General features: G+C 68.5%; 9 protein-coding genes and 1 pseudogene. 4 read left to right on the top strand and 6 right to left on the bottom strand.

Annotated features, from left to right (window positions below):
- Window positions 1–109: 109 nt before the first annotated feature.
- On the bottom strand, window positions 110–2,122 hold the full coding sequence (locus AB0M88_RS25445; protein WP_364106307.1) for an alpha-L-rhamnosidase C-terminal domain-containing protein: 2,013 nt from the start codon (window positions 2,120–2,122) through the stop codon (window positions 110–112).
- Window positions 2,123–2,641: 519 nt separating this feature from the next.
- On the opposite strand from AB0M88_RS25445, the gene AB0M88_RS25440 reads away from it, so the two are divergent.
- Both AB0M88_RS25440 and AB0M88_RS25435 read left to right on the top strand, forming a co-directional pair.
- Window positions 2,642–5,797 carry a glycoside hydrolase family 3 N-terminal domain-containing protein gene (locus tag AB0M88_RS25440; RefSeq protein ID WP_364106305.1) on the top strand — a complete coding sequence of 1,052 codons (3,156 nt, stop codon included), beginning with the start codon at window positions 2,642–2,644 and terminating at the stop codon, window positions 5,795–5,797.
- Window positions 5,798–5,917: 120 nt separating this feature from the next.
- Window positions 5,918–7,525, top strand: a complete 1,608-nt coding sequence (locus tag AB0M88_RS25435) for a carboxylesterase family protein (protein WP_364106303.1) — start codon at window positions 5,918–5,920, stop codon at window positions 7,523–7,525.
- A 91-nt stretch (window positions 7,526–7,616) separates the two neighbouring features.
- Here AB0M88_RS25435 and AB0M88_RS25430 read toward each other — a convergent pair whose 3' ends face one another.
- From AB0M88_RS25430 to AB0M88_RS25415, 4 genes are read right to left on the bottom strand one after another with little or no spacing between them, the layout of a single operon-like run.
- Entirely contained in the window at window positions 7,617–8,873 is a 1,257-nt protein-coding gene (locus AB0M88_RS25430) for an extracellular solute-binding protein (protein ID WP_364106301.1), read from the bottom strand.
- A 14-nt stretch (window positions 8,874–8,887) separates the two neighbouring features.
- Entirely contained in the window at window positions 8,888–11,512 is a 2,625-nt protein-coding gene (locus AB0M88_RS25425; protein ID WP_364106299.1) for a family 78 glycoside hydrolase catalytic domain, read from the bottom strand.
- On the bottom strand, window positions 11,509–12,330 hold the full coding sequence (locus AB0M88_RS25420; protein ID WP_364106297.1) for a carbohydrate ABC transporter permease: 822 nt from the start codon (window positions 12,328–12,330) through the stop codon (window positions 11,509–11,511). Before AB0M88_RS25420 ends, AB0M88_RS25425 begins: the two co-directional genes overlap by 4 nt.
- Window positions 12,327–13,256 (bottom strand): sugar ABC transporter permease, encoded by a 930-nt coding sequence (locus AB0M88_RS25415; RefSeq protein ID WP_364106295.1) that lies wholly within the window; start codon window positions 13,254–13,256, stop codon window positions 12,327–12,329. Before AB0M88_RS25415 ends, AB0M88_RS25420 begins: the two co-directional genes overlap by 4 nt.
- 268 nt (window positions 13,257–13,524) lie before the next feature.
- On the opposite strand from AB0M88_RS25415, the gene AB0M88_RS25410 reads away from it, so the two are divergent.
- Together AB0M88_RS25410 and AB0M88_RS25405 are read left to right on the top strand one after the other, a co-directional pair.
- A complete protein-coding gene (locus tag AB0M88_RS25410) occupies window positions 13,525–14,568 on the top strand; it encodes a LacI family DNA-binding transcriptional regulator (RefSeq protein ID WP_364106293.1) in 1,044 nt (347 codons plus the stop codon).
- A 71-nt stretch (window positions 14,569–14,639) separates the two neighbouring features.
- On the top strand, window positions 14,640–15,683 hold the full coding sequence (locus AB0M88_RS25405; RefSeq protein WP_364106291.1) for a LacI family DNA-binding transcriptional regulator: 1,044 nt from the start codon (window positions 14,640–14,642) through the stop codon (window positions 15,681–15,683).
- Here the strand turns inward: AB0M88_RS25405 and AB0M88_RS25400 are convergent.
- Window positions 15,664–15,966, bottom strand: a pseudogene (locus tag AB0M88_RS25400) (alpha-L-rhamnosidase C-terminal domain-containing protein); the annotation flags it as partial. The gene AB0M88_RS25405 and the pseudogene AB0M88_RS25400 overlap by 20 nt on opposite strands.
- Between the last annotated feature and the right edge of the window lie 18 nt (window positions 15,967–15,984).

Raw genomic sequence — 15,984 nt, 5'->3', positions numbered from 1 at the left:
ATCCACGCCTCCCCGAGCTCCGGCGCTTACCACTGCCCCCGTGACCGGCGTATCCCGGCCCTGGGCTGCGGGTGTCCTGGGGGGTGGGGCGTCCAGGACACCGGTGTTTCTAGGAGGCGGAGCTGAACTCGAACGTGCCCGCGCCGACGGCGTAGACGTCGTAGAGACCGCTACGTTGGACGAAGGTGGCGCCCGGCGTCATCGCCGTGCTGGTCGCCGACGTCGTGGCCAGCGGAACCCAGATCTGGCCACTGGTGCCGGCCGGGGCGGTGACCTGAAGGTGGAACTGGCCGGCGCTGTCGCGGGCCCACTTGACCGTCAGGGAACCATGCGTTGTCGGCACCTGCCCCTGGGCCCAGGTCAGGGTGCCCGCCTGCGGCTTCACCTGCCAGGTCGAATAGCCGGCGCCGGCCGTCGTGGCGCCCAGGACGTTCTCGGTGAGCAGCTGGGTCGGCCCGGCACCCCAGGCATGGGCCAGGCTGTCGAAACCTCGGGACGGAAGCCCGTTGCTGCCGACGAATTCCCAGAAAGTTCCGGTGTAGTAGCCGCTCGCGGGGTCGACTTGGACTCCCCAGAGCCGGCGCATCAGGTCGAGCGCGTCGGCGGTGTTGCCACTGGCGAATCGGGCCATGACCTCCCAGGTGTTGTTGAGCGGTTCGATGGTGTGGCCACCGGGATCGGCCATGCTGGGCGCGGGCTGCGAGATCTGGCTGCCGTGCGCCTGCCAATGGCTCTTGAAGTAGGTGAGGATGCCCTGCACCTTGTCGGGCGGGGCCACGCCGAGGCGGATGGCGTTCATGTTGGCGTCGAGCGGGTAGACGTTGGTGCGGCTGTTGGTGTGCTGGTAGACGCCGGCCGAGGTGTTGAAGAGGCGGGCGTTGATCGCGGTTTTCAGCGCGTTCGCCTTGGTGGTGTATTCGGTCACCTTGGCCGTGGTGCCGACCTTGCCTTCGAGCCAGATCATGTTCTGCAACAGCTCGTAGTAGGCGAGGCTGTATTCGGTGACTTCGCCGCTCTGGCTGGTCTGCCAGTAGTCGTTGTCGTTGGTCACGACCAGCCCGCCGCTGTCGAGTTTGGTCGCGTGATAGGCGGTTGCGGCCTCGAGCTTGGCGCGAAGGCCGTTGATGAAGGTCGTGTCGCCGGTGTAGCGGTAGTACTGGATGGCGATGATCGCCGAGTAGGCCGAGTAGGTCATCGCGTAGTCGAAGGCGCCGCAGCCGCGGAATCCGACAGCGCTGGTGAGCCGCCCGTTCGAGGCTTGCAGGTTGACGATGGTGTTGATGGCGCCCTTGACGTAGGCGGCGCTGTTGGAGCCCAGCGAGAGCTGGGCGACGGGGTCGGTGACCATGAGGTCTCCCGACCAGATGGCCCGGTCGCGTTTGGCGCCGTCGAAGATGACCGGCACGGTGAAACAGGAGGAGACGCCGGTGGGCACCATGTCCATCTGGGCGGTGTAGGCGCCGGCGTACCACATCCGGTTGAGCTGGTCGTCGCTGGAGACGAAGTAGCCCTGGTACTTGTCGGCGGTGGCCCGGTAGGCCTTGAAGTTCACGCCGGCCGCGGTCAGGGTCACGCTGCCGGTAGTGGTCAGCTGGATGGCGGCGAACCGGAACCCGCCGCGCAGCGCGCCCGTATAGGTGCGGGCGCCGTTGACGGCGAAGGTGATGGGTGAGCCGTTGTCGTTGTTGTAGAGGCCGCCGCTGGCGGTCAGGTAGGGCAGCGCTTCGCTCGTGGCGACACGCAGGGTGGCCGAGCCGCTCGACGCGGAGACCGTGACGAAGGGGGTGCCGCCGACCTCTTTGCCGAAGTCGAGGATGACGGTCGCGGGGGTGCCGGCCGACGTCGTCGTCAGCACTGTCGACCCGCTACCCGGGCCGGCCAGGGCGGCAGCGTTGGTCACGGTTCCACTGGTTCGGGTGACGGCGCCGGCGCGGACGTTGTCGGCGGTCGGTGCGGGCACCAGGCTCTGCCAGTTCGGGCTGGCCGGCCAGCTAGGAAGGGCGGCTGGGGCGCCCGAGGCGCCGGCCGGTGCCGCGGCGACTCCGGTGATCAGCACCAGGCCCGCGGCGAGGATTCGCCGGGCCGCGGAGGCGCGCGGCGCGAGGACGACTTTATGAGGCAACGGTATTCCTCTCGAAAGAATTGTAACGTTTCAAGAGCGTTGAAGATTCGGTCACGTCGAGGCCGTGACCGAAGGGGCCGCATCTGATCGCGACAGAAGCGGATGCATCGTTGAGAAACGTTTCTCAGATGACCCAAGACGATAGGCATCGATATTGCCGCCGATCAAGCCTCTGACATTCACGGCCGGCGAGCCCTCGGTGCGGGAGGTCGTCGACTGGGCGCGGACCCCAACGGAAAACGTTGCTCGACGTCAGCGGCAGCTGCTGGTGATCCGTCCTCGACTCCGTGGCGAGAAACGAGGCCAATAGGCATGCAAAGTCGATCAAGGCCATGTGACTGTCAGCGAGTGCGGCCTTGACGGGCAGTAGATGAACTTCTATGGTCGGCCGTAACCCACGGGAAACGTTCCCCGCAAATTCCCCGGGTCGCTCACGCCAGCACCGAACGGCGCTGCCCGGCCTCGACCGGACAACCGAGTGGCGAAGCATCTCCTACTGAAACGTTTCAGAGGTGACCGATGTCCACTGCCCAACCGCCGATCTCCACTCGTCGACGTCCGTTGGCGGCGCTCACCACCGCCGGGATGATCCTCGCTCTGCTGGGTCCCGCTCCAGCGCACGCCGCCACAACCGACCCGAACCCGAGCCCTCTCGAACTGGCTGATGCCGCCCTCTCCCGCCAGGCGGCCACCGAGGGCATGGTGCTGCTGGAGAACCACGACCACGCACTGCCCATGCCTCGCGGCGGCAACGTCGCCGTCTACGGCGTCGGCGCGTACAAGACCGTCAAGGGCGGCACCGGGTCCGGCGACGTCTACAACCGCTACACCGTCACCGTCCGCCAAGGCCTGGAAAACGCCGGCTACCACGTGACGACCGGCGACGCCTATTGGTCGGCCATGACCACCGCTTACGACGCCAAGTATCCGCCCACGTCGGGTGGCGTCTTCGCACCCTCGATCGACTATGCGTCGGTCGAACAGCCGCTCTCCACAACCAGCGTGCAGCCCACCGCCCCGACCGGCACCGCGCTGTTCGTGGTCGCCCGCAACTCCGGCGAGGGCGCCGACCGCAGCGCCCGGCCGGGCGACTACCAGCTCACCGACACCGAGAGGGGCGACCTCACCCTGCTCGGCCAGACCTATCGGCACGTCGTCGTGGTGCTCAACGTCGGCGGAATCGTGGACACCTCCTTCTACCGCGACATCAACGCCGCCACGAAGGACCCGGACGGTGGCACCGCACTGGACTCGCTGCTGCTGATGAGCCAGGCCGGCGAGGAGTCGGGCAATGCCCTCGTCGAGGTGCTCAACGGGACCGTCGACCCGTCCGGCCGGCTCACCGACACCTGGGCCGCGAAATACACCGACTATCCCGCGTCGGCGACGTTCGCGAACAACGACGGCGACACGGCGACCGAGCTCTACGGCGAAGGCATCTACGTCGGCTACCGATACTTCGACTCGTTCAACAGAGGCGCCGGCGTCAACTACCCGTTCGGCTACGGCCTGACCTACACGAGCTTCCACACCACCGTGCAGAAGGTCACCGCCGACGCCGCGGCGACCACTGTCGCGGTCCAGGTCACCAACACCGGAGCGCGCAGTGGCAAGGACGTCGTGCAGGTCTACTTCTCCGCACCGCAGACCGGCCTCGACAAGCCCTACCAGGAGCTCGCAGCGTATGCGAAGACCGATCAACTCGCGCCGGGCGCTTCGCAGCGCTTGACCATCTCGTACGACACGACGCAGATGTCCTCGTTCGACGAGAAGAGGGCGGCGTACGTGCTGGACCCCGGCGACTACGTGATCCGGGTCGGCGAGTCGTCGCGTGACACCCACGTCGCGGCGAAGCTGTCGCTGTCCTCAACCGTGGTGACCGAGCGGGTCAACCACGAGTCCGACGACCAGCGGCCGGCGACCGAGCTGACCAGTTCACCCGGCGACTTCTGGAGCTACCCGGGCGAGGGCACCGAAGAAGCCCGCGCACACCGCATCGTGCTGAGCCCGCGTTCCTTCCGGACCCAGGACGACCGTTCCCCGTACGAGCAGACCGTGCCGGTGCCGGCCGACTCGCCGTACGCCGCGATCGACGGCAGCCCGATCGCCTCCACCACCGCGTACGTCGACCCGAAACAGAGCAACTGGGAAGGCACCGGCAAGCCGTACGCGGCGAAGACCGGCGAGCACCTCCGGTACGTCCCGACCTCAGGAAAAGCGACGCTCTACGACGTAGCCGCCAGCCGCGTCCCGCTGACCAGCTTCGTCGCCGGCCTGAGCCTCACCCAGCTCGCGAACATCGTCGAAGGCGCGAACGCCGCCGGCTCCACCCCCACCGCGATCGGCGCGGCCGGCTACACCACCGCCAAGTACGAGAACCTCGGCATCCCCGGCATGACCACCTCCGACGGCCCGGCCGGGCTGCGCATCACCCAGCAGATCCCGACCACTCCCCCGACCTACCAGTGGACCACCGCCTGGCCGATCGGCACCCTGCTCGCCCAGACCTGGGACCGCGACCTGGTGCAGAAGGTCGCGACAGCCGTCGGCGCGGAGATGGTGACCTACGGCGCCACCCTGTGGCTGGCGCCCGGCATGAACATCCACCGCGACCCGCTCAACGGCCGCAACTTCGAGTACTACTCCGAGGACCCGCTGATCGCCGGGCTCACCGCCGCCGCCACCACCAAGGGCGTACAAAGCCATCCCGGCATCGGCGTCACCCTCAAACACTTCGCCGAGAACAGCCAGGAGACCAACCGCAACGCCGACAACGCCGTCGTCGGCGAACGCGCGCTGCGCGAGATCGAACTCAAAGGCTTCCAGTACGCCGTCGAATCCGCCCAGCCCATGGCCGTCATGACCTCCTACAACAAGATCAACGGCAGCTGGTCGTCACGCAACTACGACCTGGTCACCGACATCCTGCACGGCGAGTGGAACTTCCACGGCCTGGTCATGACCGACTGGGGCGGCAGCCACGGCGCGGTCGCCACCATGTACGCCGGCAACGACCTGATCATGCCCGGCAACAACCCCGACGAGGTCATCAACGCGGCGAAGAAGGTCACGCCGACGATCGACGTCGCCGGCCTTCCGGCCTACAACAAGACGATTCGCGTACGCAACGGCACGACCACCACCAGCTACTCGTGGCGCACCGGCAACCTGACCCTGGCCGCGACAGGTACCCAGACCGTCAGCACCACGGTCGACTCGCACACCGACCTGTCCCAAGTGCCGCTCTCCGGCACCACGGCCACCAACGCGGCCGGACAGACGGTATTCACCCCCAACCCGCCGTTCACCTCCGTGCAGGACGCGTACACGGCCGTGACCGCCCTGCTCGCCCCGGACAGCACCGCACTGACCGCCGACCAGAAATCGGCGATCACGGTCACCGGCGTCGCCCACCAGAACCCGGCCGACACCACCAGCCCGGTCACCGCATACACGATCACCGTCCACGGCACCTACCCGGCCGACTACGACATGCGCCTCGGCGACCTGCAACACAGCGCGACACGGATCCTCGCCGTCGTCATGCAGAGCCTGCCGTTCCAGCAACTCGCCGCCCTTCACCACATCCCGCACGTGGCCGTCGGCCCCTACACCAGCCAGTTCCACCACCTTCCCCAGTTCGTCACCGTCGACAAGGACCGCGTCCGCCGATAAACGACGTGTGCTCGCCGGGAACGCGCCCGGCGAGCACACGTACGTCGACCGTCCTCGCCGTAACAGACGGTTCACCCTTCAGGAGGATCGATGCCGCACCCTGGAATATCCCGCCGGTCGATGATCGAGGCATCGCTGTCCGCGGCCGCCGCGATCAGCCTGCCGTTGCCCGCCTCACCGCATGGCAGCCGGGCAACGGACGAGGCAGCGACCCGCTACGGCCGGGTGCGCGGCCGACGCGAGGACGGCATCCTCAAGTTCCTCGGCATCCCGTACGCCACACCGCCGCTGGGCAGGCTCCGGTTCAAGGCCCCGAAACCGCCGCGATGCTGGTCCGGGGTTCGCGACACGGTGACTTTCCCGAACCCGGCATACCAGGCGCCCGGCCCGGAAATGGGCCCGCAGAGCAACGGCCGGATGCCCGCACCCTCCGAGGACTGCCTCTACCTCAACGTCTGGACCCCCGCGGCCGACCGCAAGCGCCGGCCGGTGATGTTCTACAACCACGGCGGCGGCTACATGATCGGCTCCGGCTCCGCCACCGGCCAGGACGGCACCCACCTGGCGCAGCTCTACGACGTGGTCGTCGTCGAGTCCAACCACCGCCTCGGCTTGCTCGGCTACCTGTTCCTCGACGACCTCGCCGACGACGGCTACGCCGCCAACCAAGGCATGCTGGACATCCTCGCCGCCCTGCGCTGGACCGCGGACAACATCGAACACTTCGGCGGCGACCCGGACAACATCATGGTCTGGGGCGAAAGCGGCGGCGGCGCCAAGACCGCGGCCGTCTACACCATGCCGGCCGCCGTACCCCTGTTCCAGAAGGCCTCCATCGAAAGCGCCTCACCGCTGCGCTTCCCCACCCGCGAAGCCGCCACCAGCCGCGCCGAGCGCACACTCGAACTGCTGGGAATGACCACCGCCGACATACCCAAGCTGTACGACCTCCCGGCCGCGCGTCTGCTCGAGATCCAGCAGTCCGAGGCCGCCAACGGCGTCGCACCGTGGGGAGACCCGGGCCCGCAGCCCGGCTTCGGCGCGTTCGTCGACGGCCACATCATCCCGCGGCATCCCTTCGCCGACGGCGCCGCACCCTTCTCAGCCCACAAACCCCTGATGATCGGCACCTGCCGCGACGAGACCGTATTCTTCAGCCTGTTCGGGCCGCCGGACATCTTCTCCATCGACGAGGCCGGGCTGCGCCGCGAGCTGAGCAGCACCTATCAGGGCGCCGAACTCGACGCGATCATCGCCACCTTCCACCGGTCACGGCCCGCCGCCACCCCGGCCCAGCTGTACTTCGCGATCACGACCTCCCCGATCTGGCGCGACGCCATCAAGATCGCGGAAGCCAAGGCGAAGCAAGGCGCCGCACCCGTTTTCATGTACCAGCTCGCCTACGACAACCCGACCCTGGTACCCGGCACCGACTTCCCCATCGGCTCGCCGCACGCCTCGGACATCAACCTCAAATTCGCCAACACCGACAAGAACCTCGACTCCGTTCTCTACTCCGACCAGTCACCCGGCAGGCTCGCGACCGCCCGGCACATGAGCGAGCTTTGGGCCGGGTTCGCCCGCGACAGCCGGCCCCACGCCCGGCACGTGCCGAGCTGGCCCGCCTACAGCCTCAGCACGCGCGCCACGATGCGGATCGACTCCACCTGCAGAATCGTCGACGACCCGTACCGGACCGAGAGGCTGTTCTGGAACAGCCATAGCTGACATCGGTGACGAGCGGAACGAAGGTTCCGCTGCGGTCGAACGGCTGAGACCTCGGTTCATGCCGGGGCCCTCGCGGGCCCCGGCGTGAGTATCACGAACCGGTTTTGTAGTCCTGGTCCATGGCGGCGAGCACCTTGGCCGGGGTGGACTGGTTGCTGAAGATCTCCTGCAGCCCGCTGAGCATGGTCTGCTGCACCTTGGCGTTGGGCCAGAGCTGGTCCATGAACGGTACGGTCTTGTTGTCCTTGACGTAGGCGGTCAGGTCGGCAAGGCCGGGATCGACCGGGGTGCCGGCGTTCGCGAGTGTGGGCAGGCTGCCCTGGGCCTCGTTGAACGTCTTCATGCCCTCGGGTGACATGACGTAGTTGACGAACTTCAAGGCCAGGGCCTTGTTCTTGGCCTTGGCGTTCACGCCGTAGCCGGCACCGGCCGCCGCGGGCATGAGAAAACTCGCCGGGTCATCGGTGGCCGGCAGCGGCTTCATGGTGAATTTGCCGTTCGGGTTCTTCTGCTTGAGCAGGGCGATGACCCAGTTACCCTGCACGAGGCCGAGGGTCTTGCCGTTGGCGGCGAGGGTCTGGCTGGCTTCGTAGCTGGTGCCCAGCGGATCCTTCTGGAAGCAGCCGCTGGTGTTCATCTCCTGGTATTTCGCCATCGCGGTGGTCCACGCCGAGTTCGCGAAGGTGGCCTGACCTCCTGCCATCTTGGTGGCGAAGTCCTTGTCCGGGCCGAACACGGTGGTGGCGGCCAGCGCGTAGAGCACAAGCTGGGTGACCCAGTTGTCCTGGATGCCCAGGGCGAACGCGGGGGTGCCCTTGGCGGCGGCCGCCTTGCAGAAGGTGAGCAGCTGCGTCCACGTCTCGGGTGCGGTCAGGCCGGCTTTCCGCACGGCGTCGTCGTTGTAGACCGCGCCGATGCCGTTGAGACCGAACAGCGCGTCGTAGGTCTTTCCGTTGTACTGGGCGACCTGCTTGAACGCGTCGGGCAGCTGCGACGCCCACGGCTGGTCGGACAGGTCGAGCAGGTAGCCCGGTTTGGCCAGCACATAGTTGGCGCCGGGGTTGCCGTTGCCGGGCCAGACGGTCATGACGTCGGGAGCGGTGCCGGAGGCGAGCTGGGTGCGCAGTTGCTGCTGGATCTGGTCGGCGCCGGCGGTGGTGAGGTTGATTTTCACGCCGGGGTTGGCGGCCTTGAACGCGTCGACGACCTTTTCGATCGAGCCTTGGTCGACCGAGGTGATGGTCAGCGTGTTCGAGTCACCGGAGGCGGAGTTCGACGCGGTGCCGCTGCTGCACGCGGCGACGAGAGTGAGGGTGGTCAGGGCGGCTAGGAGGCCGGTTTTTCGCATGGTCTTCCCCTTGCTCACAGGGCGGTGGTGGCGGTGAAGGTGAAGCGGCCGGAGGTCAGCCGCAGAGTGTCGCTGCCGGCTGGTACGCCGTTCTCGCGCACGCTGCCGGGGTCAGAGGTCGGCATTTCCAGTACGGCGGTGCTGCCCGCCGGTACGACGACGGTCACGGTGATCTGGTCGCCGTCGATCGACCATCCGCACGCGACGGTGCCGCGGGCCGTGTCCTGTTCGGCTCGGGCCCAGGTCAGGTTGCCGCCCGGCCGGGGCCGCAGCAGCAGCTCGGAGTAGGCGACCGAGCCCGGGGTCTGGTCGATGCCGGCGACCTGCCCGTACATCCAGTCGCCGACGCTGCCGAGGCTGTAGTGGTTGAACGAGTTCATGGCCGCGGACTGGAAGCCGGCCCGGTCGGTCCAGCCGTCCCAGCGTTCCCAGATCGTGGTGGCGCCGTGGCGGATCGAGTAGCCCCAGGAGGGGTATTCCTGTTGCTGCAGCAGGGCATAAGCGAGGTCGGTGCGGCCGTGCTCGGCCAGTACCGGGCACAGCAGGGAGACGCCGACGAATCCGGTGGAAAGCCGGTTGCCCCGCTTCTCGACGTCGGCCGCCAGATGTTGCACGGCTGCCTCGACCCGGTCGGGCGGCACCAGCCCGAAGCCGAGCGCGAGCAGATACCCGGTCTGCGTGTCTCCCTCGACCGAGCCGTCCGCGCCGACGTACGCCTCGGCGAAGGTGGAGGCGATCGCGGTGTGCAGAGCGGCGTACTTGTCGGCGTCTCGTGGTCGGCCCAGAACCCGAGCGGCTTGGGCCACGATCTGGGTGCTGCGGGCGAAGTAGGCGGTGGCGAGCACGTCCCGGGGCGTGTCGGCGTCGATCTGCAGCCAGTCGCCGTACGAGTAGCCGGTCCGGTGGCGCCAGAGCAGACCGGGGTTGTGCCGCCGGATGTGCTCGACCCACGCCTTCATCGCGTCGTAGCTGTCCTCCAGGGCACGGCGGTCGCCGTAGGTGCGCCAGAGCAGCCACGGGATGATGACGCCGGCGTCGCCCCACGCGGGGGCGGCTTCGCGGTCGATCGCGATGACCGGAGCGACGTCGCGGAACGCGCCGTCGTCGTTCTGGCCGTCGACGACATCGCGCATCCACCGGGCGAGGAAGGCCGAGACATCGGCGTTGCGGGTGGCCGTCGGCGCGAAGATCTGGGCGTCGGCGAGCCAGCCGAGCCGTTCGTCGCGCTGCGGACAGTCGGTGGGTACGGCGAGGAAGTTGCCGCGCTGCCCCCAGACGATGTTGGACTGCAGCTGGTTGACCATCGGGTCGGAGCATGCGAAGGAGCCGGTCTGCGGCAGGTCGTTGCCGACGACCCGGGCGACCACGTCCCCGGCGGTCAGCTCGCCCGGATAGCCGGCGACCTCCAGGTAGCGGAAACCGTGGAAGGTGAACTGCGGCTCGAACATCTCTTCGCCGGTGCCCGCGGTGACGTAGACGTCGGTGGCCTCGGCCCGGCGCAGGTTGTCGCGGTAGAGCTCACCGTCGTCGAGAACCTCGGCGTGGCGCAGGACGATCCGCTGCCCGGCGTCGGTAGCGCCGATGCGCAGCCGGACGCGTCCGACCAGGTTCTGCCCGAAGTCGACGATGAAGCGTCCGGGGTCACGCTGGTCCACCGCGGCCGCCGGGACCTCGGCGATGACCCGGATGGGATGGTCGGGCTCGGCGACCAGGGGGCCGGGCTCGGTGTCGAGCACCGCGACCGGGTCCTGCCGGCCCGGCTGGACGCGCCGGGCGTCGACGAATTGTCCCATCAGCAGGTCGGCGGAGCGGATCGGCCCGGATTGCTCGGTCCACTCGGAGCCGGTCGCGATGACCTGGCGGGAGCCGTCGGCGAAGTCGACGACCAGCTGCGCGAGGAAGGCGGGGACGTCGCCGTAATGGTGGGCGGGCCGGCGCGGGTTGAAGCCGAGGTAGCCGCTCCACCAGCCGCCCGCCACGGTCGCCGCGAGGACGTTGTCGCCTGCGTGCAGCTGCTCGGTGACGTCGTAGGTCTGGTACTGCAGGCGGTGGTGGTATTCGGTCCAGCCCGGGGCGAGTTCGAGGTCGCCGACGCGTTCGCCGTTGAGGTGCGGTTCGTAGACGCCGCGGGCGGTGGCGTACAGCCGGGCCCGGATCGGCCGGTCGGCGAGGGTGAACCGGTGCCGCAGGTACAGTGGCGCCTCGGCCGGGCCGGGCGAGATCAGGTCCTCGTCGGTCGGTGGGTCCTGCAGCGGCAGATGCAGCGGGTCACGGCCGATCCAGGCCGCGGCCCATTCGTCGGGGTGCAGGATCCCGGTCTCGAACCAGGTCTGTGCGGTGCCGGCCGGGGCGCCGGTCTCGTCCCAGACCTCGACCCGCCAGTGGTAGCGGGCTCCGGAGATCAGGGCGGGGCCGTTCCACGGCACCAGCAGGGTTTCGGCGGATTCGCGGCGGCCGGTGTCCCAGATCAGACGGCCCGGGTGGGCCAGGCCCGCCGCTTCGGCGGCGGCGGTGATCCGGTACGCGGTTTGCGCGGCGCCGCGTCGTTCGCTGTCGAGTTTCCAGGACAGCCGGGGCAGTGGTGCGCCGAGTCCGAGCGGTTCGACGCGCTGTTCGGTGGTCAGGCCGTACGGGGTCATCCTTTGAGTCCTCCGGCGAAGCCGTTGATGATGCTGCGTTGCAGGGCGAGGTAGACCGCGAGCACCGGGATGATGCTGATCAGCAGGGCGGCGAAGATGAGGTTCCAGTCCGAGACGTACTGGCCGACGAACCCGGCGATCGCGACCGGCATGGTCTGGTGGGTGCTGCCGGAGAGGTAGAGCAGTGGGGTGAAGAAGTCGTTCCAGACGTTGACCGCGTTGAGAACCAGGGCGGTGACCGTGATCGGTTTGAGCATCGGGAAGACGATGTAGCGGAACGCCTCGACGGGGCCGGCGCCGTCGATCGACGCGGCGTCCTCGAAGTCGCGGGGCAGCGCCCGTAGGAAGCCGACGTAGAGGAATGTCGTGAACGGCACCTGCAGGCCGGAGTAGAACAGCACGAGCGACCACACCGAGCCGAGCAGTCCCAGGTCTCGCACGGTCTGGTAGAGCGGCAGCGAGGCGAGCTGGAACGGCAGGATCAGGCCCAGCATGATCAGCAGGAACGTGCCGCGCGACCAGTGCGCCGTCGAGCGGGCCAGCGGGTAGGCGGCCAGCGACGACACCGCGAGGACGATCAGCACGCTCGCCGCGGTGATCACCACGCTGTTGATCAGGGCGCCGCCGAGACCGCCCTGCTGCCAGGCCTGGCTGAAGTTGTGCAGCGTGGGCGAGACGGTGGGCCGGATCGGCGACGAGGTGTCCGACGGCTTTCGCAGGGCCAGGTTGACCAGCACGTAGACGGGGAAGGCGAACACCACCGCGACGGCGATCATCACGACTTCGAGGACGAACGTCCGCTTGGTGTAGCGGTTCATGACGCTGCCCTCTCGTTGCGTGACAGGGCGGCGTACTGCGCGCCGGAGGCCAGCGCGACGATGACGGTGAGCACCACGGCCATCGCGATGCTGTAGCCGAACTCGCCGAGGGTGAACGCGTTCTTGTAGATCAGGGTGGAGATGGTGTCGGTGGCGTGCCCGGGGCCGCCGCCGGTCAGGGCGTAGACCTGGTCGAACAGTTTGATCCCGCCGATGATCGACAGCATCAGGTTGATCGTGATGGCCGGCGCGAGCAGCGGTCGCACGATCGACCAGAACCGGCGGACCGACCCGGTGCCGTCGATGGCCGCGGCCTCGTAGATCTCCCGCGGGATCGACTGCAGGCCGGCCAGGAAGATGACCATCGAGTAGCCGGCGAACTGCCAGACGATGACCAGCACGATCATCCAGAGCGCCAGATGCGGGTTGCCGAGCCAGTCCTGCTGCCACGACTTCAGTCCGACCGCGCCGAGCAGGCTGTTGATCGCGCCGTCCGGGCTGAGCAGGTTGCGCCAGAGGTAGGCGGTGACGATCGGGGTGACCACGGCTGGGGCGAACAGCAGGACCCGCAGGAAGTTGCGGGTTTTGATCATGCTGTTGACGCCGAGGGCGAGCAGCAGCCCGATCCCGTTCTGGATGATCGTGATGGCGACCGCGATGAGAATGGTGTGCCAGACCGCCTGCCGCGCGGTCGGGTCGCCGGCCAGGTCGGCGAAGTTGCGCAGGCCGACCAGCGAGAAGTGTGGATCCAGGCCGTCCCAGTTGGTGAAGGCGTAGTAGACCCCGCGGGCGCTGGGAACCAGCACAACGAACGCGAACAGCAGCAGGGCCGGGATGAGGAACCACCACGGCGCCGCCGTCCGGCGACGTGACCGCGGCGTGGTCGCCACGGTGGCCGAGGGGCGAGCTCTCGTATCGATTGTCACGGGACACCCACTTCGTTAAAACGTTTCATTCACCGCGGTCGACACCGCCGCCCCCAGCTGGACGGGTGGAGGCGGGCGACGGCACATCGCGGCGCCTGCGGTATGAGACGTGGGTAACGTTTTCCAATATGTTTCGCAGACACTAAGAGCCGATGCCGAGGAGCGTCAAGAGGTAAGACGGCGTTTCCTGCATATGTTCGGATCTAGTGCGGCCGAGCGAGTCTTTCTATGCTGGGTAACGTTGCTCATCAGCGTCAGAAGGGTCTGCATGACGGATTCGCTATCACGGGTCCGCCGGGTGACCATCGTCGACGTGGCCCGGCACGCCGGGGTCTCGACGACCGCAGCCTCGAAGGTCGTCCGCAACGCGGCCGGCACCAGCGCGCAGATGCGCTCGCGGGTGCTCGCGGCGGTCGACCAGCTCGGCTACCGGCCGTCCGCGGCGGCGCGCGCTCTGCGAGGCCGCACCTACACCCTCGGCGTCGTGCTGCCGGACATCCGCAACCCCTTCTTCGCCGACATCCTCGACGGCGCCGCCGAGTTCCTCGCCGACACCGACTACCAGCTGCTCACGGCATCGAGCCACGACGACGAGAAGGACGAGGGCCGGGTGACGGAGGCGATGATCGACCGGAGCATGGACGGCCTCCTGCTCGTCGCGCCGATCTCGTCCCGCAAACGGTTGCAATACTTCGCCCGGACGGTGCCGACCGTGGTCGTCGGCTGGCACGGACCCGGCGCGGACTACGACATCGTCGCCGACGACGACTTCGCCGGAGCCGGACTCGTCGTGGCCCACCTCGCCGGCCTCGGGCACCACCGGATCGCGCACATCGAACACCACGAGACCGACCCGGTACGCCTGGCCGAGATGCCGAACGCGCGGCGCGCCGACGGCTACCGGTACGCCATGCAGGCCCACGGCCTCGCCGAGCAGATCGACATAGTTTCCACGACCTACAACCGCGAGGGTGGCTACCTCGGCACCCGCCGGCTGCTCGACCGCCCCGCCTCCGGCCGGCCGACCGCGATCTTCGCCGGCGCCGACATCGTGGCGATGGGTGTCCTGGATGCCCTCACCGAGGCCGGGCTGTCGGTGCCCGGCGACATCTCGGTCGCCGGCTACGACGACATCACCTTCGCCTCGCTCGGGCCGGTCTCGCTCACCACCGTCGATCAGGCCGGCCATCGGATCGGTGCGACCGCGACCCGGCTGCTGCTGGACCGCATCACCGACCGATCCCGCCCCGCCTCCCAGGTCACCTTCTCTCCGACGCTGGTGACCCGGCGGTCGACCGCACCGCCCCGATGATCAGTACTCTCGTGGTACCGGTCCGCGCCGGCCCGAGAATCCGTGTTCGCCCGAGAAGCTGAGGAGACCCGGTGGAGAAGCCGTCGCCCCGGCGGATCACGATCGTCGACGTCGCGCGTCACGCCCAGGTGTCCACCACCGCCGTCTCCAAGGTGCTGCGCAACGCGTACGGCGCGAGCCCGGGCATGCGGGCCAAGGTGCGGCAGTCGATCGCCGAGCTCGGCTACCGGCCGTCGGCCGCCGCGCGGGGCCTGCGCGGGCAGACGTACACCATCGGTGTGATGCTGCCCGACCTGCGCAACCTGTTCTTCGCCGACATCCTCGACGGCATCACCGACCAACTCGGCGGCACCGACTACCAGGTACTGCTGGCGCCCGGCTGCAACGGCGAGAAGGCCGAGTCCCGGGTCATCGAGGCGATGATCGACCGCAGCATGGACGGCCTCGTGCTCATCGCCCCGGTGTCGGCCAAGTCCCGGCTCAACAGCGTCGCGCGCGAGGTCCCGACGGTGGTGGTCGGCCGGCACGGCCCGTCGGCGACCTACGACATCGTCGCCGACGACGACGTCGCCGGCGCTTTCCTGGTCGTCGACCACCTCGTCGGCCTGGGACACCGGCGGATCGCGCACATCGAACACCACGAAACCGACCCGGTGCGGCTGCGGGAGATGCCGAACGCCCAGCGCGCACAGGGCTACCGCGACGCGATGGCCGCCCACGGCCTCGAGGATCAGATCGACATCGCCTCCACCACCTACACGCAGGAAGGTGGCTACCTCGGCGCGAAGGAACTGCTCGCCCGCCCGAACCGGCCGACGGCCATCTTCGCCGGTGCCGACGTCGTGGCTCTGGGAGCGTTGGAGGCGAGCGCCGAGGCCGGGTTGTCGGTGCCCGGCGACATCTCGGTGGCCGGCTACGACAACAGCGCCCTCGCGGCGTTCGGGCCGATCTCGCTGACCAGCGTCGACCAGGACGGCCGTGAGATGGGGGCGAACGCGGCCCGGCTGCTGGTCGAGCGCATCACCGACCGGGAACGCCGGACGGCGCAGGTGAAGCTCTCCCCCACCCTCGTCGTCCGGCGTACCACCTCGGGACTCAGCTCTTCAGAACAGTGATCGTGTAGGTGCCGCCGGTCAGGTTCAGCCGGGCGTAGCCGTCGGTGGCCGGCGCCCGCACGAGACGGCCGTTCACCAGCACCAGAGCGGCCTTGCCGACGGGCACCGCGACCGTGCCGTGGGTGGTCTTCGGCGTGGTCACGTGCAGGTCGAACAGGTGGCCGCCGATGGCCGAGGTCCACTGCACGCTGATGTCGCCGAACTGGGTCGGCACCACGCCCTGGGCCCATGCCAGCTTGCCCGGCCGGGGCTGAACGGCCCAGGTCGAGTAGCCGGGGCCGTCGGGCGTGACACCGAGGAC

Source organism: Actinoplanes sp. NPDC051411, from assembly GCF_040682075.1.
Lineage (GTDB): Bacteria > Actinomycetota > Actinomycetes > Mycobacteriales > Micromonosporaceae > Actinoplanes.
Note: the sequence above shows the minus strand (reverse complement) of the source record. Positions and strands in the feature narration are given on the sequence as shown.

Coding starts and splice junctions, on each gene's coding strand:
- AB0M88_RS25410 (WP_364106293.1), top strand. CDS start 13,525: ATGACGGATTCGCTATCACGGGTCCGCCGGGTGACCATCGTCGACGTG.
- AB0M88_RS25435 (WP_364106303.1), top strand. CDS start 5,918: ATGATCGAGGCATCGCTGTCCGCGGCCGCCGCGATCAGCCTGCCGTTG.
- AB0M88_RS25430 (WP_364106301.1), bottom strand. CDS start 8,873: ATGCGAAAAACCGGCCTCCTAGCCGCCCTGACCACCCTCACTCTCGTC.
- AB0M88_RS25420 (WP_364106297.1), bottom strand. CDS start 12,330: ATGAACCGCTACACCAAGCGGACGTTCGTCCTCGAAGTCGTGATGATC.
- AB0M88_RS25425 (WP_364106299.1), bottom strand. CDS start 11,512: ATGACCCCGTACGGCCTGACCACCGAACAGCGCGTCGAACCGCTCGGA.
- AB0M88_RS25440 (WP_364106305.1), top strand. CDS start 2,642: ATGTCCACTGCCCAACCGCCGATCTCCACTCGTCGACGTCCGTTGGCG.